This is a genomic window from Streptomyces lusitanus (assembly GCF_042647945.1).
GTDB classification, from domain to species: Bacteria; Actinomycetota; Actinomycetes; order Streptomycetales; family Streptomycetaceae; genus Streptomyces; species Streptomyces pseudogriseolus.
The window spans coordinates 41,496-67,924 of the sequence record NZ_JBHRWL010000002.1; the positions used below are offsets into that span (position 1 = coordinate 41,496).

26 protein-coding genes and 1 pseudogene are annotated in these 26,429 nt (G+C 72.2%); 17 read left to right on the forward strand and 10 right to left on the reverse strand.

The features are described from left to right. The first annotated feature begins 69 nt into the window (after positions 1-69). The 8 genes from tsaB to ACFOSY_RS01700 all read left to right on the forward strand — a co-directional run bounded on the left by tsaB (position 70) and on the right by ACFOSY_RS01700 (position 6,873). The gene (tsaB, locus tag ACFOSY_RS01665) at positions 70-723 is read left to right on the forward strand and encodes a tRNA (adenosine(37)-N6)-threonylcarbamoyltransferase complex dimerization subunit type 1 TsaB (protein WP_394304915.1); all 654 of its coding nucleotides are present in this window, start codon (positions 70-72) and stop codon (positions 721-723) included. Continuing rightward, a complete protein-coding gene (rimI, locus tag ACFOSY_RS01670) occupies positions 720-1,277 on the forward strand; it encodes a ribosomal protein S18-alanine N-acetyltransferase (protein ID WP_394304916.1) in 558 nt (185 codons plus the stop codon). The genes tsaB and rimI overlap by 4 nt, the downstream gene beginning before the upstream one ends. Beyond that, positions 1,270-2,367 carry a tRNA (adenosine(37)-N6)-threonylcarbamoyltransferase complex transferase subunit TsaD gene (gene tsaD, locus ACFOSY_RS01675; protein ID WP_369157708.1) on the forward strand — a complete coding sequence of 366 codons (1,098 nt, stop codon included), beginning with the start codon at positions 1,270-1,272 and terminating at the stop codon, positions 2,365-2,367. Before rimI ends, tsaD begins: the two co-directional genes overlap by 8 nt. Further along, positions 2,364-2,627 (forward strand): hypothetical protein, encoded by a 264-nt coding sequence (locus ACFOSY_RS01680; protein ID WP_394304917.1) that lies wholly within the window; start codon positions 2,364-2,366, stop codon positions 2,625-2,627. Before tsaD ends, ACFOSY_RS01680 begins: the two co-directional genes overlap by 4 nt. A 183-nt stretch (positions 2,628-2,810) precedes the next feature. After that, positions 2,811-3,863, forward strand: coding sequence for a LacI family DNA-binding transcriptional regulator (locus ACFOSY_RS01685; protein ID WP_394304918.1), 1,053 nt, complete (start codon positions 2,811-2,813; stop codon positions 3,861-3,863). 87 nt (positions 3,864-3,950) lie between these two features. Further along, positions 3,951-5,045 (forward strand): LCP family protein, encoded by a 1,095-nt coding sequence (locus ACFOSY_RS01690; RefSeq protein WP_449343577.1) that lies wholly within the window; start codon positions 3,951-3,953, stop codon positions 5,043-5,045. 101 nt (positions 5,046-5,146) lie between these two features. After that, positions 5,147-5,503: a YciI family protein gene (locus tag ACFOSY_RS01695; RefSeq protein ID WP_394304919.1), complete on the forward strand. Its 357-nt coding sequence runs from the start codon at positions 5,147-5,149 to the stop codon at positions 5,501-5,503. 59 nt (positions 5,504-5,562) lie between these two features. After that, positions 5,563-6,873 carry an RNA polymerase sigma factor gene (locus tag ACFOSY_RS01700; protein WP_394304920.1) on the forward strand — a complete coding sequence of 437 codons (1,311 nt, stop codon included), beginning with the start codon at positions 5,563-5,565 and terminating at the stop codon, positions 6,871-6,873. Positions 6,874-6,893: 20 nt separating this feature from the next. On the opposite strand, the gene ACFOSY_RS01705 is transcribed toward ACFOSY_RS01700, so the two are convergent. Further along, on the reverse strand, positions 6,894-8,069 hold the full coding sequence (locus tag ACFOSY_RS01705; protein ID WP_394304921.1) for a THUMP-like domain-containing protein: 1,176 nt from the start codon (positions 8,067-8,069) through the stop codon (positions 6,894-6,896). Positions 8,070-8,192: 123 nt separating this feature from the next. Between ACFOSY_RS01705 and ACFOSY_RS01710 the strand changes: the two genes are divergently transcribed. The 5 genes and pseudogenes from ACFOSY_RS01710 to ACFOSY_RS01730 all read left to right on the forward strand — a co-directional run bounded on the left by ACFOSY_RS01710 (position 8,193) and on the right by ACFOSY_RS01730 (position 13,802). Next, positions 8,193-9,080, forward strand: a complete 888-nt coding sequence (locus tag ACFOSY_RS01710) for a polysaccharide deacetylase family protein (protein ID WP_394304922.1) — start codon at positions 8,193-8,195, stop codon at positions 9,078-9,080. Then, positions 9,077-9,805, forward strand: a pseudogene (locus ACFOSY_RS01715) (polysaccharide deacetylase family protein); the annotation flags it as partial. The gene ACFOSY_RS01710 and the pseudogene ACFOSY_RS01715, both read left to right, overlap by 4 nt. A 618-nt stretch (positions 9,806-10,423) precedes the next feature. Beyond that, on the forward strand, positions 10,424-10,732 hold the full coding sequence (gene groES, locus ACFOSY_RS01720) for a co-chaperone GroES (protein WP_006130737.1): 309 nt from the start codon (positions 10,424-10,426) through the stop codon (positions 10,730-10,732). A 162-nt stretch (positions 10,733-10,894) separates the two neighbouring features. Beyond that, a complete protein-coding gene (gene groL / locus ACFOSY_RS01725; RefSeq protein ID WP_394304923.1) occupies positions 10,895-12,523 on the forward strand; it encodes a chaperonin GroEL in 1,629 nt (542 codons plus the stop codon). Between the two features lie 211 nt (positions 12,524-12,734). Further along, entirely contained in the window at positions 12,735-13,802 is a 1,068-nt protein-coding gene (locus ACFOSY_RS01730) for a hypothetical protein (protein ID WP_394304924.1), read from the forward strand. 48 nt (positions 13,803-13,850) lie between these two features. Here the strand turns inward: ACFOSY_RS01730 and ACFOSY_RS01735 are convergent, their stop codons facing one another. Further along, positions 13,851-14,738, reverse strand: coding sequence for a septum formation family protein (locus ACFOSY_RS01735; protein WP_394304925.1), 888 nt, complete (start codon positions 14,736-14,738; stop codon positions 13,851-13,853). A gap of 99 nt (positions 14,739-14,837) precedes the next feature. On the opposite strand from ACFOSY_RS01735, the gene ACFOSY_RS01740 reads away from it, so the two are divergent. Further along, entirely contained in the window at positions 14,838-15,116 is a 279-nt protein-coding gene (locus ACFOSY_RS01740; RefSeq protein WP_394304926.1) for a hypothetical protein, read from the forward strand. Positions 15,117-15,133: 17 nt separating this feature from the next. Here the strand turns inward: ACFOSY_RS01740 and ACFOSY_RS01745 are convergent, their stop codons facing one another. From ACFOSY_RS01745 to ACFOSY_RS01755, 3 genes are all read right to left on the reverse strand, one after another. After that, positions 15,134-15,568: a hypothetical protein gene (locus tag ACFOSY_RS01745; protein WP_394304927.1), complete on the reverse strand. Its 435-nt coding sequence runs from the start codon at positions 15,566-15,568 to the stop codon at positions 15,134-15,136. After that, positions 15,559-15,876: a hypothetical protein gene (locus ACFOSY_RS01750; RefSeq protein WP_394304928.1), complete on the reverse strand. Its 318-nt coding sequence runs from the start codon at positions 15,874-15,876 to the stop codon at positions 15,559-15,561. Before ACFOSY_RS01750 ends, ACFOSY_RS01745 begins: the two co-directional genes overlap by 10 nt. 512 nt (positions 15,877-16,388) lie before the next feature. Next, positions 16,389-16,820: a hypothetical protein gene (locus ACFOSY_RS01755; protein WP_394304929.1), complete on the reverse strand. Its 432-nt coding sequence runs from the start codon at positions 16,818-16,820 to the stop codon at positions 16,389-16,391. A gap of 467 nt (positions 16,821-17,287) precedes the next feature. On the opposite strand from ACFOSY_RS01755, the gene ACFOSY_RS01760 reads away from it, so the two are divergent. After that, the gene (locus ACFOSY_RS01760) at positions 17,288-18,679 is read left to right on the forward strand and encodes a NucA/NucB deoxyribonuclease domain-containing protein (RefSeq protein WP_394304930.1); all 1,392 of its coding nucleotides are present in this window, start codon (positions 17,288-17,290) and stop codon (positions 18,677-18,679) included. 63 nt (positions 18,680-18,742) lie between these two features. Here the strand turns inward: ACFOSY_RS01760 and ACFOSY_RS01765 are convergent, their stop codons facing one another. Continuing rightward, positions 18,743-19,210, reverse strand: a complete 468-nt coding sequence (locus tag ACFOSY_RS01765; protein WP_394304931.1) for a hypothetical protein — start codon at positions 19,208-19,210, stop codon at positions 18,743-18,745. A gap of 285 nt (positions 19,211-19,495) precedes the next feature. On the opposite strand from ACFOSY_RS01765, the gene ACFOSY_RS01770 reads away from it, so the two are divergent. Both ACFOSY_RS01770 and ACFOSY_RS01775 read left to right on the forward strand, forming a co-directional pair. Beyond that, positions 19,496-19,753 (forward strand): hypothetical protein, encoded by a 258-nt coding sequence (locus ACFOSY_RS01770; RefSeq protein WP_394304932.1) that lies wholly within the window; start codon positions 19,496-19,498, stop codon positions 19,751-19,753. A gap of 287 nt (positions 19,754-20,040) precedes the next feature. Continuing rightward, entirely contained in the window at positions 20,041-22,191 is a 2,151-nt protein-coding gene (locus ACFOSY_RS01775; RefSeq protein WP_394304933.1) for an MMPL family transporter, read from the forward strand. Positions 22,192-22,496: 305 nt separating this feature from the next. Here ACFOSY_RS01775 and ACFOSY_RS01780 read toward each other — a convergent pair whose 3' ends face one another. The 4 genes from ACFOSY_RS01780 to ACFOSY_RS01795 all read right to left on the reverse strand — a co-directional run bounded on the left by ACFOSY_RS01780 (position 22,497) and on the right by ACFOSY_RS01795 (position 26,365). Further along, complete coding sequence (locus tag ACFOSY_RS01780) at positions 22,497-23,945, reverse strand: sensor histidine kinase (protein ID WP_394304934.1); 1,449 nt, start codon at positions 23,943-23,945, stop codon at positions 22,497-22,499. Then, complete coding sequence (locus ACFOSY_RS01785) at positions 23,942-24,634, reverse strand: response regulator transcription factor (RefSeq protein ID WP_394304935.1); 693 nt, start codon at positions 24,632-24,634, stop codon at positions 23,942-23,944. The genes ACFOSY_RS01780 and ACFOSY_RS01785 overlap by 4 nt, the downstream gene beginning before the upstream one ends. A gap of 178 nt (positions 24,635-24,812) precedes the next feature. After that, positions 24,813-25,520, reverse strand: coding sequence for an ester cyclase (locus ACFOSY_RS01790; protein ID WP_394304936.1), 708 nt, complete (start codon positions 25,518-25,520; stop codon positions 24,813-24,815). A gap of 71 nt (positions 25,521-25,591) precedes the next feature. Beyond that, a complete protein-coding gene (locus ACFOSY_RS01795; RefSeq protein WP_394304937.1) occupies positions 25,592-26,365 on the reverse strand; it encodes an SDR family NAD(P)-dependent oxidoreductase in 774 nt (257 codons plus the stop codon). Between the last annotated feature and the right edge of the window lie 64 nt (positions 26,366-26,429).

Below are 26,429 nucleotides of genomic sequence, written 5' to 3' on the forward strand. Positions count from 1 at the left end.
ACCGTAGCAGTCGGTGACCGTCCGGCCGGTGCGGCCGTGGGCGGGGCGTCGGAGCCGTAGGCTGTTTGCGTGCTCTTGCTCGCTCTGGATACCGCCACCCCCGCCGTCACCGTCGCGCTGCACGACGGCGACGACGTCATCGCCTCGTCGAGCCAGGTGGACGCCCGCCGCCACGGTGAACTGCTGCTCCCGGCCGTCGACCGGGTGCTCGCCGAGGCCGGTGTGCGGCTCGACGCCGTCACCGGGATCGTGGCCGGCACCGGCCCCGGCCCCTACACCGGCCTGCGGGTCGGCCTGATGACCGCCGACACCTTCGGGCTCGCCCTGGGCGTGCCCGTGCACGGTGTGTGCACGCTGGACGGCCTGGCCTACGCGGCCGACCTGGACGGCCCCTTCGTCGTGGCGACCGACGCCCGCCGCAAGGAGGTCTACTGGGCGCGGTACGCCGACTCCCGCACCCGCCTCACCGACCCGGCCGTCGACCGGCCCGCCGACATCGCCGGCGAGGTCGCGGGCCTGCCCGCGGTCGGCGCGGGCGCGCTGCTCTACCCGGACACCTTCCCCCAGGCGCACGAGCCGGAGCACGTGAGCGCCGCCGCCCTCGCCCGGCTCGCCGTGGAGCGGCTGAAGGCGGGCGAGGAACTGCCCGCGCCCCGGCCGCTGTACCTGCGGCGGCCCGACGCCCAGGTGCCCAAGAACTACAAGGTGGTCACCCCCAAGTGACGGGAGCCGAGACGGTGGAGCTGCGCGAGATGCGCTGGTGGGACATCGACCCCGTGCTGGAGCTGGAGCGCGACCTCTTTCCCGAGGACGCGTGGTCGCGCGGCATGTTCTGGTCCGAGCTGGCCCACTCCCGCGGGCCCGGGGCGACCCGGCGCTACGTCGTCGCCGAGGAGGGCGGCCGGATCGTCGGCTACGCCGGCCTGACCACCTCCGGCGCGGAGGGCGACGACGGCGCCGCCCCGGCGGCCGACGTCCAGACCATCGCGGTCACCCGCGACCACTGGGGCACCGGGCTCGGCTCCCGGCTGCTGACGGAGCTGCTGCGCGCGGCCACGGCGTTCGAGTGCGTCGAGGTGATGCTGGAGTGCCGCGTCGACAACGTCCGCGCCCAGAAGCTCTACGAGCGCTTCGGCTTCGAGGTCATCGGGGTCAGGCGCGGCTACTACCAGCCGGGCAACGTGGACGCGCTGGTCATGCGCTTGACCGACCCGTCCGCCTCCGTGACCCCGGACAACCCCGTGAACGGCGTACAAGGAACCGAGATCCATGGCTGACGAACCCCTGGTACTGGGGATCGAGACCTCCTGCGACGAGACCGGCGTCGGCATCGTCCGCGGCACCACCCTGCTCGCGGACGCCGTCGCCTCCAGCGTCGACGAGCACGCCCGCTTCGGCGGCGTCGTCCCCGAGGTGGCGAGCCGCGCCCACCTCGAGGCGATGGTCCCCACCATCGAGCGGGCGCTGAAGGACGCCGGGGTGAGCGCCCGGGACCTCGACGGCATCGCCGTCACGGCGGGACCCGGGCTGGCCGGCGCGCTGCTGGTCGGCGTCTCGGCGGCGAAGGCGTACGCCTACGCCCTCGGCAAGCCCCTGTACGGCGTCAACCATCTCGCCTCCCACATCTGCGTCGACCAGCTGGAGCACGGGCCGCTGCCCGAGCCGACGATGGCGCTGCTGGTCTCCGGCGGCCACTCCTCGCTGCTGCTGTCCGCCGACATCACCTCCGATGTGCGCCCGCTCGGCGCGACCATCGACGACGCGGCGGGCGAGGCCTTCGACAAGATCGCCCGGGTGCTGAACCTCGGCTTCCCCGGCGGCCCCGTCATCGACCGGTACGCCCGCGAGGGGGACCCGGAGGCGATCGCCTTCCCGCGCGGCCTGACCGGCCCCCGCGACCCCGCGTACGACTTCTCCTTCTCCGGGCTCAAGACGGCCGTGGCGCGCTGGATCGAGGCCAAGCGGGCGGCCGGCGAGGAGGTCCCGGTGCGGGACGTGTCGGCGTCCTTCCAGGAGGCCGTCGTGGACGTACTCACCCGCAAGGCCGTGCGGGCCTGCAAGGACGAGGGCGTCGACCATCTGATGATCGGCGGCGGAGTGGCCGCCAACTCCCGGCTGCGGGCGCTGGCCCAGGAGCGCTGCGAGGCGGCCGGCATCCGGCTGCGGGTGCCGCGCCCCAAGCTGTGCACGGACAACGGCGCGATGGTGGCCGCCCTCGGCGCGGAGATGGTCGCCCGCAACCGCGCGGCCTCCGACTGGGACCTCTCGGCGGACTCCTCCCTCCCCGTCACCGACCCGCACGTGCCGGGCGCGGCCCACTCCCACGACCATGTCCACGAGACCGCCCGGGAGAACCTCTACTCATGAACGTCGCGCTGATGTGGGAGGCCCGCGCGGTCCCCGGCCGCGGCCCGGACCTGCTGGCCTGGGCCGAGGAGCGGGCCCGCGAGCTGCCCCGGCGCCCGGTGCGCCGGGAGACCTTCCGCGCGCCGCAGGACCGCGTCCTGGTCATCACCTGGTGGAACGCCCCCCTCGACGCCGACCTGCCCGAGCTCCCGGAGCCGGAGAGCACGCTGGTCACGCGGGCCGTGCACCGGTGGCGGTTCGAGTCGCTGGGGAGTGTCTGAGCGTCTGACCGGCGGCGGGGCCGGGACGCCGGGGACGGCGGGGATGCGGCGCGCGTGAGGTGTGGGCGCGGTGAGGGTGCGGTGCGAGGGGCCGTGTAACGCGAATGTTTCGTCATACGTTTCGAATGTTCCGGATCGCCGCAGGTCTTCGCCCGCGCGGCTCGCGGAGATACGATCGCCGCCATGACTTCCCCGCAGCCCGCTGAGACCCGGACCCACGGGCGCAGCACGCAGACCGCGACGCTCGCCGAGATCGCCCGCGAGGCGGGTGTCTCCGCGCCGACTGTTTCGAAGGTGCTCAACGGCCGCGCCGACGTCGCCCCCGGCACCCGGTCCCGGGTCGAGCAGCTGCTGCGCACCCACGGCTACCGGCGCCGCCGCGCCGAGGCCAGCCGCTCGCCCCTGATCGACCTGGTCTTCCACGAGCTGGAGAGCGCCTGGGCGATGGAGGTCATCCGGGGCGTGGAGAACGTCGCCCGGGACGCCGGGCTGAGCGTGGTGCTGTCCGAGAGCGCGGGGCGGCTCACGCCCGGCCGCACCTGGGCCGACCAGGTCGCCGCCCGCCGCCCGCACGGCGTGATCCTCGTGCTGTCCGGCCTCGACGAGTCCGGGCGCGCGCTGCTGACCAGCCGTTCCATCCCGTTCGTGGTGATGGACCCGGCCGGCGACCCGGGCACCGACGTGCCCTCCATCGGCGCGACCAACTGGCAGGGCGGGCTCGCCGCCACCCGGCATCTGATCGAGCTGGGCCACACCCGCATCGGCGCGATCAGCGGGCCGTCCCGGATGATGTGCAGCCGCGCCCGCGTCGACGGCTACCGCGCCGCCCTGGAGACCGCCGGGCTGCCGGTCGACCCGGAGCTGATCGTCACCGGCGACTTCCACCACGACGCCGGCTACCGGCAGGGTCTCGCCCTGCTGCGCCGCGAGGACCGGCCCACCGCCGTGTTCGCCGGCAACGACCTCCAGGCGCTCGGGCTGTACGAGGCCGCCCGCGAGCTGGGGCTGCGGATCCCGGAGGACCTGAGCGTGGTCGGCTTCGACGACCTGCCGGTGGCCCGCTGGGTGGGCCCGCCGCTGACGACCGTACGGCAGCCGCTGACGGAGATGGCGGAGGCGGCGGCCAAGCTGGTGCTCGACCTGGGCAAGGGGGAGGACACCGCCGCGGCGACCCGCGTGGAGCTGGCGACCAGCCTGGTGGTGCGGAGCAGCACGGCCGCGCCGGCGGTGCGCTGAGCCCGCGGCCGGTTCGGTTCGGAATCTGAGAATTCGACGAGAAAAACGTCCGGGGTGCGTCGGCTGTCATAATTCGGACGTACGTTCCTGCTTGTGACGGGACATCAGGGGACAAGCGGGGACAGTGACGGAGAGGACGACGCCGGGGGCGCGGACATACGGCCCGGCCGGCGCAAGAGACGGACGCTGAGAGTCGTCGGGGGTGTGCTGGCCGGGCTGCTGGTGCTGGGCGCGGGCGCGGCGGCCTGGGCGTATCTGCGGCTGGACGGCAACATCCGCGGTGTCGACATCGACCAGGCCCTCGGCGACGACCGGCCGGCCCGGGGCGCGGCCACGCCGGCCCCGTCGCCGTACGGGGACGCCTCGCCGCTGCCCGACGGGGCGCTGAACCTGCTGGTGCTGGGCTCCGACGCGCGCAGCGGCGCGGAGAACCGGGAACTGGGCGGCGGGGAGGCCGGCGGCGCGCGGTCCGACACCGCGATGGTCGTCCACCTCGACGCCGGGCGGACCTCCGCCACCGTGGTCAGCATCCCCCGCGACACCCTCGTCGACCGTCCGTCGTGTCCGCTGGAGGACGGGGACGCGACACGGCCGGCGTCCGGGGTCATGTTCAACACCGCGTACGAGGTGGGCGGTCCGGTGTGCGCGGTGAAGACCGTCGAGACCCTCACCGGCGTCCGCATGGACCACTACGTCGAGATCGACTTCGCCGGGTTCGCCCGTCTGGTCGACGCGCTCGGCGGGGTCACCGTGACCACCCGTCAGGACATCGACGACGACCGCAGCCACCTCACGCTCGACGCCGGCACCCACCACCTCGACGGCAGGCAGGCGCTCGGGCTGGCCCGCACCCGGTACGCCGTCGGCGACGGCAGCGACCTGGGCCGGATCACGCTCCAGCAGGACCTGGTGAAGGCGCTGGTCGGCCGGATCACCGAGCTGGACCTGCTGACGAGCCCGACCGTGCTGTTCGAGGCCGCCGACGCCGTCACCGAGGGCCTCACCACCGACACCGGCCTGGACTCGCTCGGCGAACTGGTCACCTTCGCCCGCAGCCTGGGCGGGCTGACCGCCGACCGCGTCACCACGGTGACCATGCCGGTGCTGCCCGCCCCCTCCGACCCCAACCGGGTGGTGGCCGACGAGCCCGAGGCGGGGCGGCTGTGGGCCTCGCTGAAGTGACGCGAAGATTCTTCCGGCCGGGTGTCGATTCTGGTCCGTGCCGTTCGACGCAGGGGTGAGAGGCCGGGAAGGACCCGGCCCGCACACCACGAGGAGCCGTCATGCCGCGCTATCTCTCCCTCATCCGGATCGACGAGAACAACGCCCCCGAGGGCGGACCCAGCCCCGAGCTGATGCGGCGCATGGGCGAGCTCATGGAGGAGATGACCAAGAACGGCGTCCTGCTGGACGACGCGGGACTGACCCCCACCGCCCAGGGCTCCCGCGTCCACTACGAGGGCGGCCGGCTGTCGGTGACGGACGGGCCGTTCACGGAGACCAAGGAGGTCATCGGCGGGTACGCCCTCCTCCAGGCCAAGGACAAGGCCGAGGCGATCGAGTGGACCAAGCGGTTCCTCAAGGTGCACGAGCCGCACTGGACGGTGACCTGCGAGGTCCGGCAGATCGTGGAGGGCTGACGCCCCGGCCCGCGGGCCTCGCTTGGCCTCACCGCCGTACGGGTGTCTGATGGTGGGCTGTGACACCACAGCCCACCGCCGGACCGGGCGAGACGGACCAGACGCGCGGGGCGGGCGGACACGAGCGGACCGCCGGAGCCGTCGCGACCGTCTTCCGCATGGAGTTCCCGCGGGTCGTCGCCGGGGCGGCCCGGATCGTGCGGGACGTCGGCATCGCCGAGGAACTCGCGCAGGACGCCCTGGTCGCGGCCCTGGAGCAGTGGCCGCGCGACGGGGTGCCCGACAACCCGGGCGCCTGGCTCATGGCCACCGCCCGCCACCGCGCCGTCGACCTGGTCCGCCGCCGGGAGACCTACGCCCGCAAGCTCGCCGGGATCGGCCGGGACGCCGGCCTGGTGACGGCCCCGCCGGAGGATCCCCCAGGCCCGGACGACATCGACGACGACCTGCTCCGGCTCGTCTTCACCGCCTGCCATCCCGCCCTGTCCGCCGAGGCGCGCACCGCCCTCACGCTGCGGCTGCTCGGCGGCCTGACCACGGCCGAGATCGCCCGCGCCTTCCTCGTGCCCGAGGCGACCGTGGCGCAGCGGATCGTCCGCGCCAAACGCACGCTGGCCCGGAAGAACGTCGCCTTCGAGGTGCCGTACGGACCCGACCGCGAGGCCCGGCTCGGCTCGGTCCTCGACGTCATCTACCTGATCTTCAACGAGGGGTACGCGGCCACCGCCGGCGACGACTGGCTGCGCCCGGCGCTGTGCGAGGACGCGGTGCGGCTGGCCCGTGTGCTGTCGGCGCTGATGCCGAAGGAGCCCGAGGTGCACGGGCTGACGGCGCTGCTGGAGTTCCAGGCGTCCCGGACCGCCGCCCGCACCGGCCCCGACGGCGAGCCGGTCCTGCTGAAGGACCAGAACCGCGCCCGCTGGAACCGCATGCTCATCACGCGCGGCACAGCCGCCCTCACCCGCGCCGACGCGGTCGCCTCCGGGCCCTGGGGGCCGTACGTCCTCCAGGCCGCCATCGCCGCCTGCCACGCGCACGCGTACCGCTACGAGGAGACCGACTGGCGCCGTATCGCCGCCCTCTACGGACTGCTCGCCGCCCGGGTGCCATCCCCGGTGGTCGAGCTCAACCGGGCGGTCGCCGTCTCCATGGCGGAGGGACCGGAGGCCGCGCTACCGTTGGTGGACGCGCTGTCCGCCGAACCGGCGCTGAGCGCCTACCACCTGCTGCCCAGTGTCCGCGGCGACCTTCTGGCCCGCCTGGGGCGGGCGGACGAGGCGCGGCAGGAGTTCGCCCGGGCGGCGGGTCTTGCGACCAACGCGCGGGAGCGGGAGATGCTGCGGAGGCGGGCGGAGGGGGCGGGCGGCTGAGCGTTCCGCACGGGCGTGCGTCAGCGGACCGGGTGGCCCAGCAGCATCGTGGGCGCGCCGGCGACACGGGTCAGGAAGACCGTGACCGCTGCCGTGCCGTGCGGCTTCGGCAGCGCCTTGCGGCGCAGTTCCTCCGGTTCGACGGCCGAGCCGCGCTTCTTGACCGTGAGGACGCCCACCTCACGCTCCCGGAGCAGGGCTTTCAGCTTCTTGACGTTGAACGGGAGCCGGTCGGTGATCTCGTAGGCGGTGGCGTACGGGGTGGGGGTCAGGGTGTCCGTGGTGACGTAGGCGATCGTCGGGTCGATCAGGCCGCCGTCGAGGGTCTCGGCGACCTCGGCGACCAGGTGGGAGCGGACGACGGCGCCGTCGGGTTCGTACAGGTAGCGGCCGACGGGACGGACCTCGGGGTCGGGGATGCCCCGGGAGACCAGGGTGCGCGGGCCCGGGAGCAGGGTCGCGCGGATCGTGCCGGGGGCGGTGCCGAACCACAGGACCGCCTCCTTCACGTCCCCGCCGTCGGAGATCCACTCCGCCTCGGCCTCGGCCGGAACCGCCTCGTGCGGGATGCCGGGTGCGATCTTCAGTGCGGCGGCCCGGGACGCCCCCAGCGCCGCCCGCACCGCCCAGGACAGGGGCGGTGAGTACGCCTCCGGGTCGAAGATCCGCCCGCGCTTCGACGAGCGGCGGGCCGGGTCCACGAACACGGCGTCGTAGCCGGACGTGTCGACCTCCGTCACGTCCGCCTCGCGCACCTCGATGAGATCGGACAGTTCCAGCGCCTCGGCGTTGGCGCGGGCGGCCGCGGCCGTCTGCGGGTCCCGGTCCACCGCGAGCACCCGGATCCCGGCCCGCGCCAGCGCGATCGCGTCCCCGCCGATCCCGCAGCACAGATCGGCGACCGACCCTACGCCCGCCGCCCGCAGCCGCTCCGCCCGGTACGCGGCGACGCTGCGCCGCGTCGACTGCTCGACCCCGTTCGGCGTGAAGAACATCCGCGCCGCGTCCTCCACGCCGAACTTCGCCACCGCACGCTGCCGCAGCCGCGCCTGGCCGAGGGCCGCCGACACCAGGTCGGCGGGGTGGTCGCGGCGCAGCCGGGTCGCGACGGCGAGTTCGTGCGCGGGGTCGGTGTCGCGCACCTCGTCGAGGAGGGCGCGGCCTTCGGGGGTGAGGAGCGGGGCGAGGTCGTTCACCGGGTCATTGTGGGCCAGTCGGTGGACCGTGCGCCTCCGGCCGCGGTGTCGGGCCGGGCGGGGGCCGGGCGGCTGGGAGGATCCGGCCCCATGCGAGTAGTAGGACAAAACGATAAGAAGCGGATGCGGCGCCTGAGGACGCGGACCGGTCTCGCGGCGCTCGCGCTCGCCGTCCTCGCCTCGGGCTGCGGCAAGGACAGCGACACGGTCGAACCCGCCGGCGGCCAGCCCCTCCAGGCGCCCCCGGCCCGGGCCCTCGACTCCTACGCCGACAAACTGCGCGCCGCCCAGGCCGCACGGGCCGCCGCGGCGAAACGGTGGGGGCTGAAGAAGGTCCCGCTGGCCGCGCCGCCGCCCCCGGCGAAGAAGCCGCGCATCACCACCCGCGACGGCTTCGAGGTCGACGGACACGAACGGCTGGACCTCCCGCCGGTCTTCACCACCGTCCCGGTGAAGGAGAAGGTCGTCTTCCTCACCATCGACGACGGCGCCGAGAAGGACCCCGAGTTCCTGCGGATGATGACCGAACTGAAGGTCCCGTACAGCGCGTTCCTCAGCGACTACCTCGTCGAGGAGGACTACGGCTACTTCAAGGACATGCAGAAGCGGGGCGTGGCCCTGCACAACCACACCCTCCACCACCCCTACCTGCCGGCCCTCTCCCGCACCAAGCAGAAGCGCGAGATCTGCGGCATGCAGGACGTCATCGAGAAGCGCTACGGCACCCGCCCGGTCCTCTTCCGCCCGCCCTACGGCAACTACGACAGGACGACCCTGCGCGCCGCCAAGAGCTGCGGCATCACGCACGTCCCGCTGTGGAACGCCGAGGTCTTCGTCGACCACTGGGAGTACCGCGAGTGGGACCGGGAGATCCACCCCGGCGACATCGTGCTCTCCCACTTCCGCGGCCGGGACGACTGGGACGGAACCATGCGGGACATGGTCCGCCGCTTCCTCGACAAGGTCACGGCCGAGGGGTACGCCGTGGCCCGGCTGGAGGACTACCTGTGAGGCGGCGGCGCGGGACGACCCTTCCGGCCGTCCCGGCGGTCCTCGCCCTGCTCGCCGCGACCGCCGGGTGCGCGGGCGCGGCCGGCGCGGGAGACGTGTCCTCCCGCGCCGGGGGGACGGCGACCGCCGTCGCCCCGGCGCCGCTCCCGCCGGTCGTCGACCACGTCACCACCGACGACCCCGTCGTCTTCCTCACCTACGACGACGGCGCCGAACGCGACCCCCGCTTCATCGACCTGGTGCGCGAACGCAGGCTGCCGGTCGGCATGTTCCTCACCGACAGCGTGACGGGCCCCGGCTACGGCCACTTCGCCCGCCTCCGCGCGGTCGGCGCCACCCTCCAGAACCACACCCTCGACCACCCGGCCCTGCCCGGCCTGCCCCTCGCCGCGCAGCGCGCGCAGATCTGCGGCCAGCAGCGCAAACTCGCCGCCCGTTTCGGCGTCCGCCCCCGCCTCTTCCGCCCGCCCTACGGCCGGTACGACACCGGCACCCTCCGCGCCGCCGCCGAGTGCGGCATCGCCGCGGTGGTCCTGTGGCGCGTGACCCTGGAACCCGACGGCCACCTCACCTACCGCCACGGCCCCCACCACCTGATCCCCGGCGACATCATCGCCGTCCCCTCGGGCGAGGCCCCGCCCTTGAGTTTGGCGGAGCGTACGGTGCGGCTGCTGCGGGAGCTGGAGAAGCGGGGGCTGGAGGTGGGACGCCTCGAGGACCACGTGGGCAGGCATCCGAGCCCGGCGGCCTCCACCTCGCCGGCTGCTTCGGGCCGGTCCGGGGCCGCTTCCGCCTCGTTGGCTGCTTCGGGCTGGTCTGGGGCCGCTTCCGCCTCGTTGGCTGCTTCGGGCTGGTCTGGGGCCGCTTCCGCCTCGTCGGCTGCTTCGGGCCGGTCTGGGGCCACCCCCACCTCGTTGGCTGCTTCCGGCCGGTCCGGGGCCACTTCCGCCTCGTTGGCTGCTTCGGGCCGGTCCGGGGCTACCCCCGCCTCGTCGGCTGCTTCGGGCCCGTCCAGGGTCACTTCCAGCCCGTCCGGCGTTTGAGGACGAGGCCCGGAGGGCCGATCGGGGGTCCGGGGGCGCAGCCCCCGGGGACGGCCACACCAACACGCGGCACCACACAACCCCGCGCCCGAAAAACACCCCCACCCCCCGACGCGCCGCACGGCAATTGGCACTCCGCTTGACCGAGTGCTAATCCCGGTCATAGTCTCGGGTCTGGCACTCCCCCCTGGAGAGTGCCAACAACGCGACGGGCAGGTCCGGCACCCGCGACGACGGATCGACCTGGTCGCCACCTCAGACAGTTAACCCCGTGAGATCTCCGAAGGGGGAGGTCGGATCGTGACGACCGCCAGCTCCAAGGTTGCCATCAAGCCGCTCGAGGACCGCATCGTGGTCCAGCCGCTCGACGCCGAGCAGACCACGGCTTCGGGCCTGGTCATTCCGGACACCGCGAAGGAGAAGCCCCAGGAGGGCGTCGTCCTGGCCATCGGTCCGGGCCGCTTCGAGGACGGCAAGCGCGTCGAGCTCGACGTGAAGGTCGGCGACGTCGTTCTGTACAGCAAGTACGGCGGCACCGAGGTCAAGTACAACGGCGAGGAGTACCTCGTCCTCTCGGCCCGCGACGTCCTCGCGATCGTCGAGAAGTAGTCGAGAAGTAGAGGGGACCCCGGGGCCCGCCCCGGAGACCCCGGCCTCGTAGCAAGTACTTCTGCTCGAACACTGCGCCCCTGGCCCCAGCATCCGACAAGGAGCCGGGCGGCCCAGGGGCGCAGTGATTTCATCTAGATTTCCGAGAGGGCTCCCGCTGCCATGGCGAAGATCCTGAAGTTCGACGAGGACGCCCGTCGCGCCCTCGAGCGCGGCGTCAACAAGCTTGCCGACACGGTCAAGGTGACGATCGGCCCCAAGGGCCGCAACGTCGTCATCGACAAGAAGTTCGGCGCCCCCACCATCACCAACGACGGTGTCACGATCGCCCGCGAGGTGGAGATCGAGGACCCGTACGAGAACCTCGGCGCGCAGCTGGTGAAGGAGGTGGCGACCAAGACCAACGACATCGCGGGTGACGGCACCACCACCGCCACCGTGCTGGCCCAGGCGCTGGTCCGCGAGGGCCTGAAGAACGTCGCCGCCGGCGCCTCCCCGGCCGCCCTGAAGAAGGGCATCGACGCCGCGGTCGCCGCCGTCTCCGAGGACCTCCTCGCCACCGCGCGCCCGATCGACGAGAAGTCCGACATCGCCGCCGTGGCCGCGCTGTCCGCGCAGGACCAGCAGGTCGGCGAGCTCATCGCCGAGGCGATGGACAAGGTCGGCAAGGACGGTGTCATCACCGTCGAGGAGTCCAACACCTTCGGTCTCGAGCTGGACTTCACCGAGGGCATGGCCTTCGACAAGGGCTACCTGTCGCCGTACTTCGTGACGGACCAGGAGCGCATGGAGGCCGTCCTCGACGAGCCGCAGATCCTGATCACGCAGGGCAAGATCTCCGCCATCGCGGACCTGCTGCCGCTGCTGGAGAAGGTCATCCAGGCCAACGCCTCCAAGCCGCTGCTGATCATCGCCGAGGACGTCGAGGGCGAGGCCCTGTCGACCCTGGTGGTCAACAAGATCCGCGGCACCTTCAACGCCGTCGCCGTCAAGGCGCCCGGCTTCGGTGACCGCCGCAAGGCGATGCTCCAGGACATGGCGGTCCTCACCGGCGCCACGGTCGTCTCCGAGGAGGTCGGCCTCAAGCTCGACCAGGTCGGCCTGGACGTGCTCGGCTCCGCCCGCCGCGTCACCGTCACCAAGGACGACACCACGATCGTCGACGGCGCCGGCAAGAAGGAGGACGTGGAGGGCCGCGTCGGCCAGATCAAGGCCGAGATCGAGGCCACGGACTCCGACTGGGACCGCGAGAAGCTCCAGGAGCGCCTCGCGAAGCTGGCCGGCGGCGTGTGCGTGATCAAGGTCGGCGCCGCCACCGAGGTGGAGCTGAAGGAGAAGAAGCACCGTCTGGAGGACGCCATCTCCGCGACCCGCGCCGCGGTCGAGGAGGGCATCGTCTCCGGTGGTGGCTCCGCGCTGGTCCACGCCGTCAAGGTCCTCGAGGGCAACCTCGACAAGACCGGCGACGAGGCCACCGGTGTCTCCGTGGTCCGCAAGGCCGCCGTCGAGCCGCTGCGCTGGATCGCCGAGAACGCCGGCCTCGAGGGCTACGTCATCGTCTCCAAGGTCGCCGAGCTCGAGAAGGGCAACGGCTACAACGCCGCCACCGGCGAGTACGGCGACCTGATCAAGGCCGGCGTCATCGACCCGGTCAAGGTGACCCGCTCCGCCCTGGAGAACGCCGCCTCCATCGCCTCCCTGCTGCTCACGACCGAGACCCTGGTCGTCGAGAAGAAGGAAGAGGAAGAGCCGGCCGCCGCGGGTGGCCACGGCCACGGTCACGCCCACTGACGACCTGAGGTCGCCAGAGCCTGAGGCGTCTGAAGCGCCTAAAGCGCATGCAGCGCCTGCAGCGCTTGAAGCGAGGGCCCGGCGCCCCGTCCGCACGGACGGCGGCACCGGGCCCTCGCCGTACCCCGCGACGCTGTCCGTCGATCATGGAACCGCACCGCGCCCGTACGGACTCTCTACAGACGGCGGTCGAAGTGACAGGGGGACGGCGATGGACCAGGGCCTGGTGCTGTACGGGGAACACTCCCGCAACCCGCTCGCGCGCACGGTGCGTCTGACCGAGGACGCGCTGCGCCGCGGCGGGCGGACGACCCCGCTGGAGGAGCTGAACCTCGCCGCCATGGCGGAAGCGTTCCTGCGGGGCGCGTGGCTGGGCGGCGGAGGCGCCGAACGCCCCCTGGCGTACCTCCCCGAGGGCCCGGGCCTGGTCCCGGTCACCCGGGCGACCGGAAGCTGCGTCCCCCTGAAGGTGCGTCAGGCGGCGCCGTTCGCCCGCGCGCTGGGCGAGCTCGCGGTGCGCCGGTGCGGCGGGCCCGAGCAGGTCGCCGCCCTCGCGGCACAGGCGCAGGCGGAGGGCGTCCCGCTGTGGATCGCCCGCCGTTACGCGTACGGCCCCGCCGGTCTCGTAGCGGTCGCCGTGGACCGCCGCCAGGTCCGTGTCGACGTCTGGGGCCCGCACGCCCCCGCCGTACGCCTGCGGGCGCCGTACGGCTTCCTGGGCAACGGCGACGGGGACACCGGTCTGATGCTGGCCGTGGGGGACGGCTTCGCCCAGCTCGTGCTGCGCAAGAAGCTCCGCAGGTCCAAGAGCACGGTGGAGATCCGGCTGCCCGACCGGCAGTGGACCCTGCGCCGCGTGGACGCGGTCAGTTCCCGGCTGCTGCGGGACGAGACACCGGTCGCGCTGCTGATCCGCCCGCCGCGCGGAGCCGTCCCCGCCCCCGGCACCGTGCTGCTGCCGCTGGCCGAGGTCCGCCACGAGAGCCCCGACCCGCTGGACGCGGTCATGGCCCACGCGGTCGCGGTGTCCTTCGGCCTGGGCGATGCGACGGGCCTGGCCCGCTTCCGCGTCACCCGTCCCCGTCACAACCCCGGCGACGACGGCTGGGGCCAGCCCTGGTTCAGCAACCTCGGCCGCGGCCGCGACGACAACGAACCCGGCGGCGGAGACGGCTGGGGCAGCGACGGCGGCGACGCCGGTGACGGGGGCGGCGGAGACGGAGGCGGCGGCGACGGCGGCGGTGGGGGAGACGGCGGCGGGGGCGGCGGGGGCGACTGACCCGGACGCCCGGACGCCGCCGCGTGAGGCGGGCTGGAGCCGGCGGCCTCAGCTCGCCCAGACCTCGGCCTCGTCGGCCGGGACGGTGGTGGCGAGGCCCAGTTCCTTACGGGCGGGGACCGACGTGTTCGGGTCGATCAGGGTGAACCCCTGGTCGTAGGCGAGGTAGAAGGTGTCGACGTCGGGGGCATTGGCAGCCTTCTCCCACTGGCCGGCCGCCTTGGCGAGCGTCGCGCGGAGCTTGCCGACCTCGGTCCCCTCGATGCCGTCCAGTCCTCCGACATGCGTGTCGAGGGCCTCCGCGACGGCCTTGGCCTGCGCCTTGTAGTCCTTCAGCTCGGCCTCGATGTCGTCCGACACGGGCTGGTGGGCCCACAGGGCCTCGTAGACGCCGTTCGACCCCTTGAGATAGGTGAGCTGGTCGGGCTCGAAGGACTTCGCGGTGTCCAGCGAGCCCGTGAAGGTGCCCTTCTCCACGGTGTACGTGCAGGTCACGGCGCGGTCACCGGTCGCCCAGCTCTCCTTGGTCGGGGTGTAGTGCGAAAGCCCGACGCCGCGGGGAAGCGCCCAGGTGTCCGGGGCGTACTTCTGCGCCTCGGCGGGGCAGCGCTCGTCCGCGATCGCGGTGACCTTCTCGTCCCCGGGGTACGCGGGACCGCCCTCGACGTCGAACTCGCCGACGACCTGCCCCTGATGCGCCTCGTCGCACGGCACGACCTCGACGAGATACGCCTCGCCCTGGGCCTTCCCGTTCGGGTTGTAGCAGTCCCCGACGTCCAGCGAGAACACCGACCGCTGCCGCGCCGCCTTCTTCGCCCCGTCCGTGGCGTCGTCGACGACCTCGGACGCCTCGGAACAGCCGACGCCGGCCAGCGCGACCAACGCGACGACAGCGGAAAGCCCGCGCAGTGAACGGTACGGGGCACGGGTCATCATTGTTTTCCCCCTCTTTTCTGTGAGCTGTGACCTGTGAGCAGGAGAGAAGGTTGCAAGGTGCGTACGGGTGCGTGCCGTCGGCGGACCTAGGATGCGTGCATGCCAGACCCGAGACGGAGGAAGCACCGCACCTGGTTCATCGCCTGGGCGGTGCTGTGCGCGGCCGGCTTCGCCGCCACCGAGGCGCTGACCCGCTCCCCGCCCGCCGACGAGCCGTCCGTCAGCACGGACTGCGCCGACTACATCGCGCAGGTGGAAGCCCGCCTGGCCGAGCAGTGGACCGACGCGGAAGGCACCGTTGTGGCCGTCGCCGGAATATCGAACGGCACGGACCATGATTGCAGCCAGGAACTGCGCGAGCACTTCGACGCCGACTGAGCTGCACAGGCACTGCCTCAAATACCGACCATCAGGAAGCGCACCGGCTCACTCAAAACCGCTTGCGCCCCCACGGAGTCACCCAGTCGCGCCGCGAGGGTGGCCTCCGCGAGCCGCGTGGGCAGCGCCTCCGCGAACTTCAAGCCCCGCACGGCGTGCGGGTCCACGTCCGGCAGCGTCAGTCCCGTACCGGCGTCCTCCACCGCTGCCCGCCACCCCTGCAGGGTGACGTCGTCGCGCAGCCGGACGAAGCGGTCGTCGACGGTCCGGTGTCGCAGGACGACGGAGGGGAGCGACGCGGCCAGGGTCGCGTTCGCCCGGTGCCCGGCCCAGGTCCACCAGCGCACGTCATCGCCCCGGCGGGTGATGACGGTTCCGGTCGGCCGGACCACGTCCAGGTGCCTCTCCCGGGCCGCCGCCAGCCTCGCCTCCGCCCGGCGGGTCAGGGACACGGAAGGATCCTCGCCGAGCAGCACGTCCCGGACGGCACGGGCCAGGGTGGAGGACCGCGCACTGCGCCGAACGATTCGTGGAGGTATGCGGCGTACGAGGAGTTCTTGCGGACGGCACCGCGGATCAGTTTCAGCGCCTTGCCGCACTGCTCCTGGAGCTGCGGCGTGACCACGTACTCCTTGACCCGCCCCGCCGACCGGCCGCTGAACCCCTGGGACAGCTCGACCTTGAAATCGCCGGCGTAGACGTCCTCCTCGATGTCGAATACGTCCCTCGGTACGACCGTCTCGCCCGCGCCCCTGGCCATCGACTGATCCCGCTCCCCATGTATCCCTCATACGACCCATTCATCCTGCCAAGTGCGCGGCAGGTGGCTGGAGGGGTCTGCGGGGAGTGGACCGTAACGGGCGGCCGAGCCGCCACGCTACGGCGTGCCGGCACCGCGAACACCGCCCAGACGGTCTTACGAGGGGCGCCGGGTCGCGGGGCCGTACCCCACTCCTCGGCCAAGGCGGCGACGAGGAGGAGCCCTCGCCCGCAGTCCTCACCGCTTCCGGCGTCCCGCGCCTCGGGCCACCGCTCGCCCCGCGCGTCGCTTACCTCGATGCGGACGTACCCGCTCACCCTGCTGAGCCGCAGCTCGGCGTTCCAGCGGGGGAAGTGGTCATGCCCCGAAGATCTCGTGAGCAGACCTTCGCCCACCAGGTACGACGCCCCGACGGCGGTGCTCCGTCGGGCGTCGGGCGAGGCTGTCGGGTTTGTCAGGGCGGTCGGCCGCCGGCCTGCTTCGACGGATGTCCGCTGCAGCCGTAGGCGCGGTCAAACAGGCTCGAGAAGGCCCCCGACGGAGAGCCCGGTTTCGCCGTTGACGACATTCGGGGCGACGTCGGCGCGAGCGGCGAGGGGGAGTGGATCAAGGCTTTCGACGTAGTCGGCGTGGATGATCCGGTCCAAGCCCGCGCCAACCAAAGGGGCGGCGGTGCGTAGCGAAGCTTCCAACGCCACGCCCTGGGTTGCGCCGCCGTGCAGGATGATGTTCCTGGTCCGGTACAGGCGGCGGAGCGCAATCCGGAAGGCGCCGGCGACATCGTTCAGAACCGGGCGCGGATTCTGCACCAGGTCGGCCATGCGCTGCGCGGCGGGACGGTCGCTGTACTTCGTGGAGGCGCCGGTGAAGTCCAGCGCCGTGGCCCCGTGACCGGTCCGGGGGCTCGTGGTGAGGGGCCGGGGCAATTTGATACGTCCGTACAAAACCCCCTGCTCGCTGCGGCGAGCAGGCGCGAGGCCCGCCAAGAACTCAGGTGGGCCTCTGCTTTCTTGACCACCCGCACCATGGCGGGCCGCCGGACGGGGGCGCGGCGAGCCTCTTGCGGGGCGTGGTCTGCTGGAAGCGGCCGTAGTTCAGGGGTGCCGGGGGCAGCGCGCCGACGGCTGCAACCGTCGCGGGGGCCGAATTTGTTGCGACGGTACCGCACGGAGAGTGCATGCGTGGATGTGTTGGGTGAAGTAATCGAAGCTCCCTGTTCGATCCGCCGAACCGTGACGGTCCAGCCAACTTCTGCTGCGATCACGTCAATCCACCCTCCTAAGCCCAATATCGATCGTTTATTCGATAGATCTGGTGATCGACCCGGTGGCGGGCAACAGGCCCGGCACCGTCCGAGAACCGGGGGTTCGACCGGATGCAGCGGGAATCGTTCAGACGTACCGGCATACAGATGCTGGCCGTGACAGCGGCGGCCGCCGTCCTGCCGATGGCGGCGCCCTCCACGGCCGACGCGGACACGACCGCGGATCTGCGGGTGGAGTCCTACGTACTGCCCGCCGGTGCGGCAGTACCGTCACTGGAGGAACTGCAAAGCGCGGAGGGCAGGGAGCGTCTTCGCCGAACGGCGACGGCGGCGGAGCCGGGGGCGGCGCTGGCGCAGGAGACGGTGGGCCCTGCGGCCTCGTCCGCCCCGCTGTCCCGACGCCCGTCCGGATCACCGCCGGCGGACGCCTCCACGGGGGTACAGCTGCGCGCCGCCCTGGGCCCGACGGCCACGGCACCGGAGCCCGCGCGGACGATGACGTACGACGAATGCGTCAAGGGCCTGGGCAGCGACAAGAAGTTCTACGTCAAGTCCCGCTTCGCGGTCTGCAACGGGGCGTCCTTCCTCCAGACGTGGACACGCAACGGCCGGCCGGTCGGCACCAGCATGTTCAACGTGCGAGCGGTCGGCACCATCGCCAAGAACAGCCGCACGATCACCTTTCAGTACTACTTCACCGACTTCACCACCGCCGGCACCACCGGCGCGGCCTCGATGCCGATCACGACGAAGGCCGACATCCCGCAGAGCTGGCCGTCCGGTGCGCGCTACACCCGCGGCGGGAGCATGCCGGGGACGAAGACGTTCACCCAGCTCAAGACGCAGCGCACGTTCAAGGACACGGTGACTGCCAAGCCCGGACAGGGCAGCGGATCCGCCGACCTCCTCTTCGCTGTGTACGAACCGGCCATCAGCTACACCCCGCCCGCGCCCTGGAAGCTGAGCGGTGCCCTGGGCGGCAAGCTGTTCATGCTCGCCCCGCGCTGGGACGCCGCGTCGTACCTCGCCAACTCCACCGGCGGTGGCACTCCTGCCAAGAAGGGGGCGGCCACCTTCAGCTACGTCACGCCGCTCACCCTGAGCGCGAAGCAGGGAGCGGAGGAGCGGGCCGAGGCCGCCCACATCAGGCAGGCGTTCCTCGCCCCCCTGGACACCAAGCCGTACATGTCGGCGAAGAAGGTCCCCGGCCAGACGGCGAAGGAACCCCTGCACCGCACGGTGAGCGCCGCCCGCATCGACAAGAACCGCGCGGCTGCGGTCAAGCAGTGCAAGCGGTACTGGGGTGCCAACTACACCCAGGGTGGCACGCTCGAGTGCGACGAGTACCCCTTCGCCAGCACCTACGAGGGGGCCGCCGAGCCCGAGTTCGACGCGGACGCCAAGAAGTTCAACTTCTCCGCCAAACCCATAGCGAAGGACGACAACCAGGCCGGCGGATTGATCCTCAAGAGCTACTACGCCAAGAACCGCATCATCGACGGTATGGACGACGGGTTCGTCGTCGAGATCGTCACGTGATCAGAGGCGCCCATACCTGCGGCGGGAGCGGAGCGCGTCCGCTCCCGCCGCGGTACTGCCTCCTCACGCGCCGGCGGGCCAGAACCGGATGATGTAACGCTCCACACCGTGACCGGTGCCCTCGCCCTCCGACAGGGCGGCGGCCTCGGCCCGGCCCGCGCAGCTGACCCGGACCCGCCACGAACCGCCGGAGTCCCCCAGCAGGATGACGTCGTCCGCCCGGCCCGTGTGCATGGACCACACGGCGACCTGACCGCTCGTCGACTCGAAGTCGGCCTCGGCCTGCTCGTCCCAGCCCGCAGGGTCCTCCTGCGGCGGCGGCCCGTCCCACACCTCGACGGTGACCGTGGCAGTGTGCGTGTGACCGCCGCTGGTGATGTCCAGACGGCCGGGGTGCGTGCTGAGGAAGACGCTGTGGTCGAAGTCGTCGGGGAACGGGACCGGCAGGTCCGCGTCATCGGACTCCTGCAGACCGAAAGCGTGGTACCCCACGTACGCGTCCACGCGCTGCTGCCGGACAAGCTGGCCCATGAGCACCCCTTCGGGATTCCGATGCCGGTTGTCTTGCCGGAATGGTAGGCGGGAGTGGCCGGTCGGCTGCGGCGAGGGTGTTCACCCGTGAGCCGGAACTTGCCTGGTGCTCAGCGTGGTTGATGTGCGTTTGTCCTGCGGTGCGAGCACGGGTGACCGGTGGACGGATGGATGTGCTGAGGGGGCGGATGCGATGGAGTCGGGAGTGGACTCGGGCGCGGGCGTGGAGGGCGGCGCGGGTGCCGCCGATTCCAACGGGGGGTTCCTGTGGCATTCGGACGGCAGATGAAGCTGCTGCGGGAGGTCGCGGGGCTGACGCAGGCGCAGTTGGGCGAGCGACGTCCGCTGTTGGACGAGGAAACGATCGAGCAGGGCGTGACTGCGCGGACGGAACGCCGGAAGCTTTTCGCCCGTCGGCCCGCTCCGTTGCTGAGCTTCGTCATCGAGGAATCTCACGCACGGTTCACCACCCATGCCGGATCCGCTGTCGAAAACGTACCCGGGACCTCGCCCGTGGACGGCGACCCGTGCGACGGCCGTTGAGGAACGACCGGGCGACGGGCCGCCGGAGAACGCGGGAACACCCGGACCTGACGGAAGACGACCGGCCCGACCACGGAAGCGGAACGACCAGGTCGCGCGCGTAGACGTCTCAGCGGGGCGGTGTGACACCGGCCGGTGGGCCCTTCCTCCCGACGTGCGTCCACCCTCGGCGCTGCTACACGGCTCGGCCCACCGGTCTGAGCACCGCACTAACAGTCGTCTCAGGTTCGCTCCGTAGGAATCAGGCATCCAGACAAGCGCTACAACCCCTATGCAGGAGGCTAGTGATGGCAGTCGACGCAGCGCCGTCCGGGCAAGCGCCGGCCGGCCGGTTGGCAGGCCGGTGGGTGCCGTGGTTGGTGATCGGCCTGTGGCTGGTGCTGGCGGCGGGCATGGTGCCGCTGAGCGGAAAGCTGAGCTCGGTCACCACCGACAGCGCCGTGGACACCCTGCCGGCCGGTGCCGAGTCCACCAAGGTGGCGGCGCTGGACGACAGTCTTCCCGGCGGTGAGGACAGCACGTTCGTCTTCGTGTACCACCGGGCCGACGGCTTGACCGACGCCGACCGCGCGGCGGTCGAGCGCCACTACGACACCCTTGCCAAGAGGTACCCGCCGAAGACGACGACGGAGGCCGGCGAGGACGACGAGGGCTCTCCGACGAGCCTTTCCACCGACGGCAAGGCGATGACGTTCACCCTCGATGTGAGCACGGAACACGGCCCACCGGAGGAGCTCGTCGGCCCGTTGCGTGACGCCGCGAAGGACCGCCCCTCCGGCCTGGAACTCGACGTGACCGGACCGGGCGCGATCGACGGCGACATGGATGCCGTCTTCGACGGCATCGACGAGCAGGTCCTCCTCACCACCCTCGCCGTCGTCACGCTTCTGCTCATCCTCACCTACCGCAGCCCGGTGTTGTGGATCATCCCGCTGGTGGCCGTCGGCGCTGCCGCACTGACCGCGATGGGGACCGTCTACCTGCTCGTCAAGGGCTTCGGCATCGTGGTCAACGACCAGAACTCGGCGTTGCTGACGATCCTGGTGTTCGGCGTCGGCACGGACTACGCGCTGCTGCTCATCGCCCGGTACCGGGAGGCACTGCACCATCATGAGAACGTCCGGGTCGCGATGGTCCACGCGCTGCGCGGCGCGGCGCCGGCCGTCGTCGCGTCCGCGGCCACCGTGGTCGCCGGCCTGCTCTGCCTGCTCGTCGCAGACCTGAACAGCACCAGCGGGCTGGGCCCGATCGGCGCGGCCGGCATCCTGTGCGCGCTGGTGGCCATGCTGACGCTGTTCCCGGCGGTGCTCGTGGTGCTCGGCAGGCGGATCTTCTGGCCGGCCGTCCCGCGCTTCAGCACGGCCGTGGAGGAGAAGCCGGGGCTGTGGGGACGGCTCGGCACCGCCATCGGCCGCCGCCGTTGGGTGGCGGCGCTCGGCTCGCTCGGAGTCCTCGGCGTGCTCGCCCTCGGGCTGGCGGGCAACACCGGCGCCCTGCGGGAGCAGGACCAGTTCCTGTCCGCGCCGGAGTCGGTCACCGGCTTCACCGTTCTCCGCGAGCACTTCCCGGAGCTCGGCGGCCAGCCGATGACGGTCTTCGCGCGGCCGACGCACCAGGAGCAGGTGATCGACGTCGTCAAGGACACTCGCGGTGTGGCCATGGCCGTCCCGGAGGGGACCAGCGGCGGCTGGTCCAACATCTCCGTCTTCCCGAAGGACGCGCCGGACACCGCCGCGGAGTACGACACGATTCGGCGGGTGCGCACCGCTGTGCACGCGGTGAGCGGGGCGGAGGCGATCGTCGGCGGGCCGAGCGCGGAGAACCTCGACACCGAGGTGACGACCAGGAGCGACGAGAAGCTGGTGATCCCGCTGGTGCTCGTCGTCGTCCTGATCGTCCTCGGGCTGCTGCTGCGCGCGATTCTGGCCCCGCTGGTCCTGATGGCCACCGTGATCGTCTCGTTCGCCGCGGCCTTCGGCGGCAGCGTGTTCGTCTTCGACACGATCCTCGGGTTCAAGGGCGTCGACTATTCGGTGCCGCTGCTGGCGTTCCTGTTCCTGGTGGCGCTCGGCGTCGACTACAACATCTTCCTGGCCAGCCGGGCCCGGGAGGAGACCGTGCGTCTCGGCACCAGGGAGGGCATGCTCAAGGCCCTCTCCGCCACCGGTGGCGTCATCACCTCGGCAGGCCTGGTCCTGGCGGCCACGTTCGCGGTCCTCGTCACCCTCCCGCTGGTGATGCTGGTCGAGGTCGGCTTCCTGGTGGCCTTCGGCGTGCTGCTCGACGCCCTGCTGGTGCGGTCGGTCCTGGTGCCCGCCCTCACCTTGCTGATCGGCCGCCGGATGTGGTGGCCGAGCCGGCTGTCCCGTCCGGCGGCCAAGCTGCCGGACGGTCGACAGCCGCTCACCGGCGACGAGGAGCCCGCGCTGCAACGGTGAGCGCGGCGGCACGGACGAGATCCGGGACGGGCCCAGGCCCGTCCCGGATCGTTTTCATGCTGCCGCTGCCGCTGCCGCTGCCGCTGCCGCTGCCGCTGCCGCTGCCGCTGCCGCTGCCGCTGCCGCTGCCGCTGCCGCCGCCGCCGTTCGGTCCTGCGCGGTGCGCTGGGGCCGACGGCGGCGTGTTGCGGTGTCCAGCTCGACGGTGAGTCGCGCGCAGCGCGCGGAGGCGATCGCCGGGACCGTTCCCGAGGCCGCCGCCCCTTGCCCTGGGCTGCCCTGGGCCCGCCCCACCGCGGGGCGGGTCAGGACGCCGCGGTGTCCTCCCCGGTGGTGAGCCGCGCGACCAGGGCGGGCGCCGCAGCAGGAAGGCCGACCCGCAGCAGCGCGCCACCGCGTGCGGAACGGGCGACGGTGGCCCGGCCGCCGTGCGCGTCGACGACCCGCTGCACGATCGACAGCCCCAGACCGGATCCCGGCAACGCCCGGGCGCTGTCGGCACGGTAGAACCGGTCGAACACCCGCGGTACGTCGGCGGCGTCGATGCCCGGCCCGGCGTCGTCGACCTCGAGCACCGCCGACGCGCCCTCGGCACGGAGCCGGACCTCGACCGGCCGGCCCACGGGGGACCACTTGCCGGCGTTGTCGATGAGGTTGAGCACCGCACGCTCCAGCGCGGCGGGACGCCCGCTGACCCACACGGAGGTCACGTCGAGCGCCACCTCGATGTCGGGCATGCGGGAACGCGCCCGGGTCGCGGCGGCCACCACCACGTCGGCGAGGTCGAGCACCTCGGTGCTCTCGTCGCTGACGTCACCGCGCGCCAGGTCGGTCAGCTCGGCGACCCGGGTGCTCAACTCGTCCACCTGGGCGCCGAGATCGTTGAGCAGCCGGGTCCGGCTCTGCGCCGGCAGTGCGCTGTCCAGGGTGCCGCGCCGATCGAGCCGGATCAGCAGTTCGACGTTGAGGCGCAGGCTGGTGAGCGGGGTCTTGAGCTCGTGGGCGGCGTCCTCGGCGAGCAGCCGCTGGGCCTGCCGGGAGTTCCGGAGTGCGGCGAGCATGTCGTTGATCGACCGGATCAGCCGCCGGATCTCCCCACCGCCCTCGTCCGGGATGGCGGCGTCGAGCTCCCGGGTGTGCGCGACACGTACCGCGGCGGCGGTCAGCCGGTCGATCGGTGCCAGCCCGGTCCGCGCCACGGTCCGCCCGACAAGGGCGCCGCCGACCATGCAGAGCAGCCCGATCAGCAGCATGCCGAACCCGAACCGGTTGATCGGGCTGTCGTCGACGGGCCGGGCCACCTGGACCGCGCCGTCGCCCGCCCGCAGCGTGTAGACGGCATAGCCTTCCTCGTCGCTGCCGTCCGACTCCATCAGGTCGGCCGACGCGCCCCGCGCCACGCGCTCGGCGTTCTCGCTGACCGGGGGCAGCGAGGGCTGGCCGGGCGGCGTCCGGGTCGAGCCGTCGGGCAGGACGACCCGCACCAGCCGACCGGATCCTGGATACGGCGGCAGCTCGACCTTCGCGAGACCGGCGCGCTCGGCGTTCGTCGCCAAAACGCGGGAGTCGGCGCGCAGCTGCTCCTCGGCGGTGTCCCGCAGCTCCCGGTCCAGCAGCTCGCTGGCCACCTGGAAGGCCGCGAACACGCTGACCGCGATGGCCATCGCCGCGATCACCGTCAGCCTGGTCCGCAGGGACTGCCGGCGCCACCATCGGGCCGGCCGGCCCGGTTCCCGGCCGGCGCGCCTGCTCACGGAGGAGTCTCCCGCAGTGTGTATCCCAGGCCGCGCAGCGTGTAGAGCAAGCGCGGCTCACCTTCGGCCTCCATCTTGCGGCGCAGGTAACTCACGTACACCTGGAGGTTGTTGGCGGTGGAGCTCATGCCGAAGCCCCACATCGCCTCGAACAGGGTGTCGCGGGTCAGGACTCGGTTCGCGTTGCACATGAGGACATGCAGGAGGGAGAACTCGGTCCGGGTCAGACGCAGCGGCCGCCCGCCCCGCCATGCCTCGAACCTGTCGGGATCGAGCCGGATGTCGGCGAACGACAGAATCTGCGACTCCTCGTCGGCGGGCGCGCGCCGGCGCAGCAGGGCCCGCACCCGGGCCAGCAGCTCCTCGGTGGCGAACGGCTTGGGCAGGTAGTCGTCGGCGCCCGCGTCCAGCCCCGCGACCCGGTCGGTGACCTGGTCACGGGCGGTCAGCATCAGCACCGGCAGATCCCGGCCCGCGGCCCGCAACCGCCGGCAGGTCTCCAATCCGCCGAGGCGGGGCATCATCACGTCGAGGAGCAGCAGATCCAGCGTGTCACCACCGGCCCCACCGAGCCCGTCGAGCACGGCGAAACCGTTGGCGACGGTGCTGGTTTCGTACCCCTCGACCTGGAGCACCCGCTCCAGCGACTCGCGGATGGACACGTCATCGTCCGCGATCATGATCCGCACGCCGCCCGCCCCTTCCGGTCGATGTTTTTGCCGCTCAGTGTCTCCGGTCAGCCTGAGACCAGTATTAGAGCGTCGCCGGGAAGCACGCTCGTGCGACGGGACTCCGTCGGCCGGGCGGACAGCGCCTCACGGAGGTCACGGCCGTCGGCGAGCCGTCACGGGCGGCCGCGGGCCCGTCTCACAGCTCCGGCGCCTCCAGCGCCCCCAACTGCCCCAGCAACCCCAGCCGGTCGTACTGCCACCAGCCCTCCGCGACCTTGCCGGAGGTGCTGAAGCGGAGGATGGTCATGCCGGTCATGGCGACCTGTTCGTCCGTGGCCGGGATGCCGAGGAAGTCGCCCCTGTGGATGCCCTCCCAGCTCCAGCGGACGCTGACCCGGTCGCCCTGGGCCACGTGGTCCTCGACGCGGAACCGGAAGTCGAAGCCGGCGCGCCACTGGTCGATCTCGCGGCGGAGCTGGTCCAGGCCGACGAGGTCCTGCTCGTTCGCCGGGTCGTGGTGGCGGTAGTCCCGCTCGACCAGGCCCGTCAGCGGGGACAGGTCGTCCGAGGTGATCGCCACCTCGAAGAAGCGGCGGGCCGTGTCCGCGTTCAGCCGCGCGTCGCGCACCACGTCCAGGTCGGTGAAGGTCGGCTTCCCCTCGCACAGGGCGCTCATCTCCCGGAAGATCCGGTCGGTCTCCGGGAGCTTCGAGTTGCGCACCGCCTCCTCGTACGAGGGGAACTCCACGATTTCCACGAGGTGCGACGTGTCGCCGCGGTCCTTGCCGACCACCGCGTGCGTCGCCGTCCGCCTCCCCCTGGTCTGCTCGACCCACTGGTCCATGAGCCGGTCCAGTTCCTCGAACCGGTTGGTCCTGCAGTCGATGAGCTGTACGAAGGTCATGACGTCACCTCCGGCCCCCTGGGCACGGGCTGGTCCTGTCACGCCCATTGTCCTGCGGGGACCGGCCCGCGTCAGCGGGGCCCGTACTTGCGGCCGGTCCTCGAGGAGATGCCGCCCAGCAGGTTCCGCGGGACCAGCTTCGACGCCCCCATCAGCACCTTGTACCGCGGGTCCGGGACGGACACCGACTTGCCCCGGGCCAGGTCCGCCAGCGCCGTCGCGGCGACCTTGTCCGCGTCCAGCCACATCCACCGCGGGATGTTGTCCGTGCCCATGCCGGCCCGCTGGTGGAACTCGGTGCGCACGAAGCCGGGGCACAGCGCCATCAGGCGTACGCCGTGACCGGCCAGGTCCTGCGCCGCGCCCTGTGTGAACTGCACGACCCACGCCTTCGACGCCCCGTACGTCCCGCGCGGCACGAACGCCGCGGTCGAGGCGACGTTCACCACCCCGCCGCGTCCGCGCTCCCGCATCGCCTCCACCGCCGCCGACGTCAGCCGCAGCACGGCCTCGCAGTGGACCTTGAGCATCGTCAGCTCGTCGGACATGGGGACCTCGAGATAGCGGCCCTTGTGCCCGAACCCGGCGTTGTTGATCAGCAGGTCGACCGGGTTACGGCGGTCGGCGAGCCGGCGCTCCACCGCCTCGATGCCCTTGTCCTCGGCCAGGTCGGCGGTCAGCACCTCCGCCTCGACGCCGTGGCGGTCGTGCAGCTCGGTCGCCTGCTCCCGCAGCCGGGCGGTGTCCCGGGCGACGAGCACCAGGTCATGGCCGTCGGCCGCCAGCCGCCGCGCGAACGCGGCACCGATCCCCGCCGTCGATCCCGTAATCAGAGCCGTTGTCATGGCCCAAGAGTAGTTACCCGGAGCGGGGCCGTCCGCTCTGCGGTCCGGGCCGACACCGGGCCTG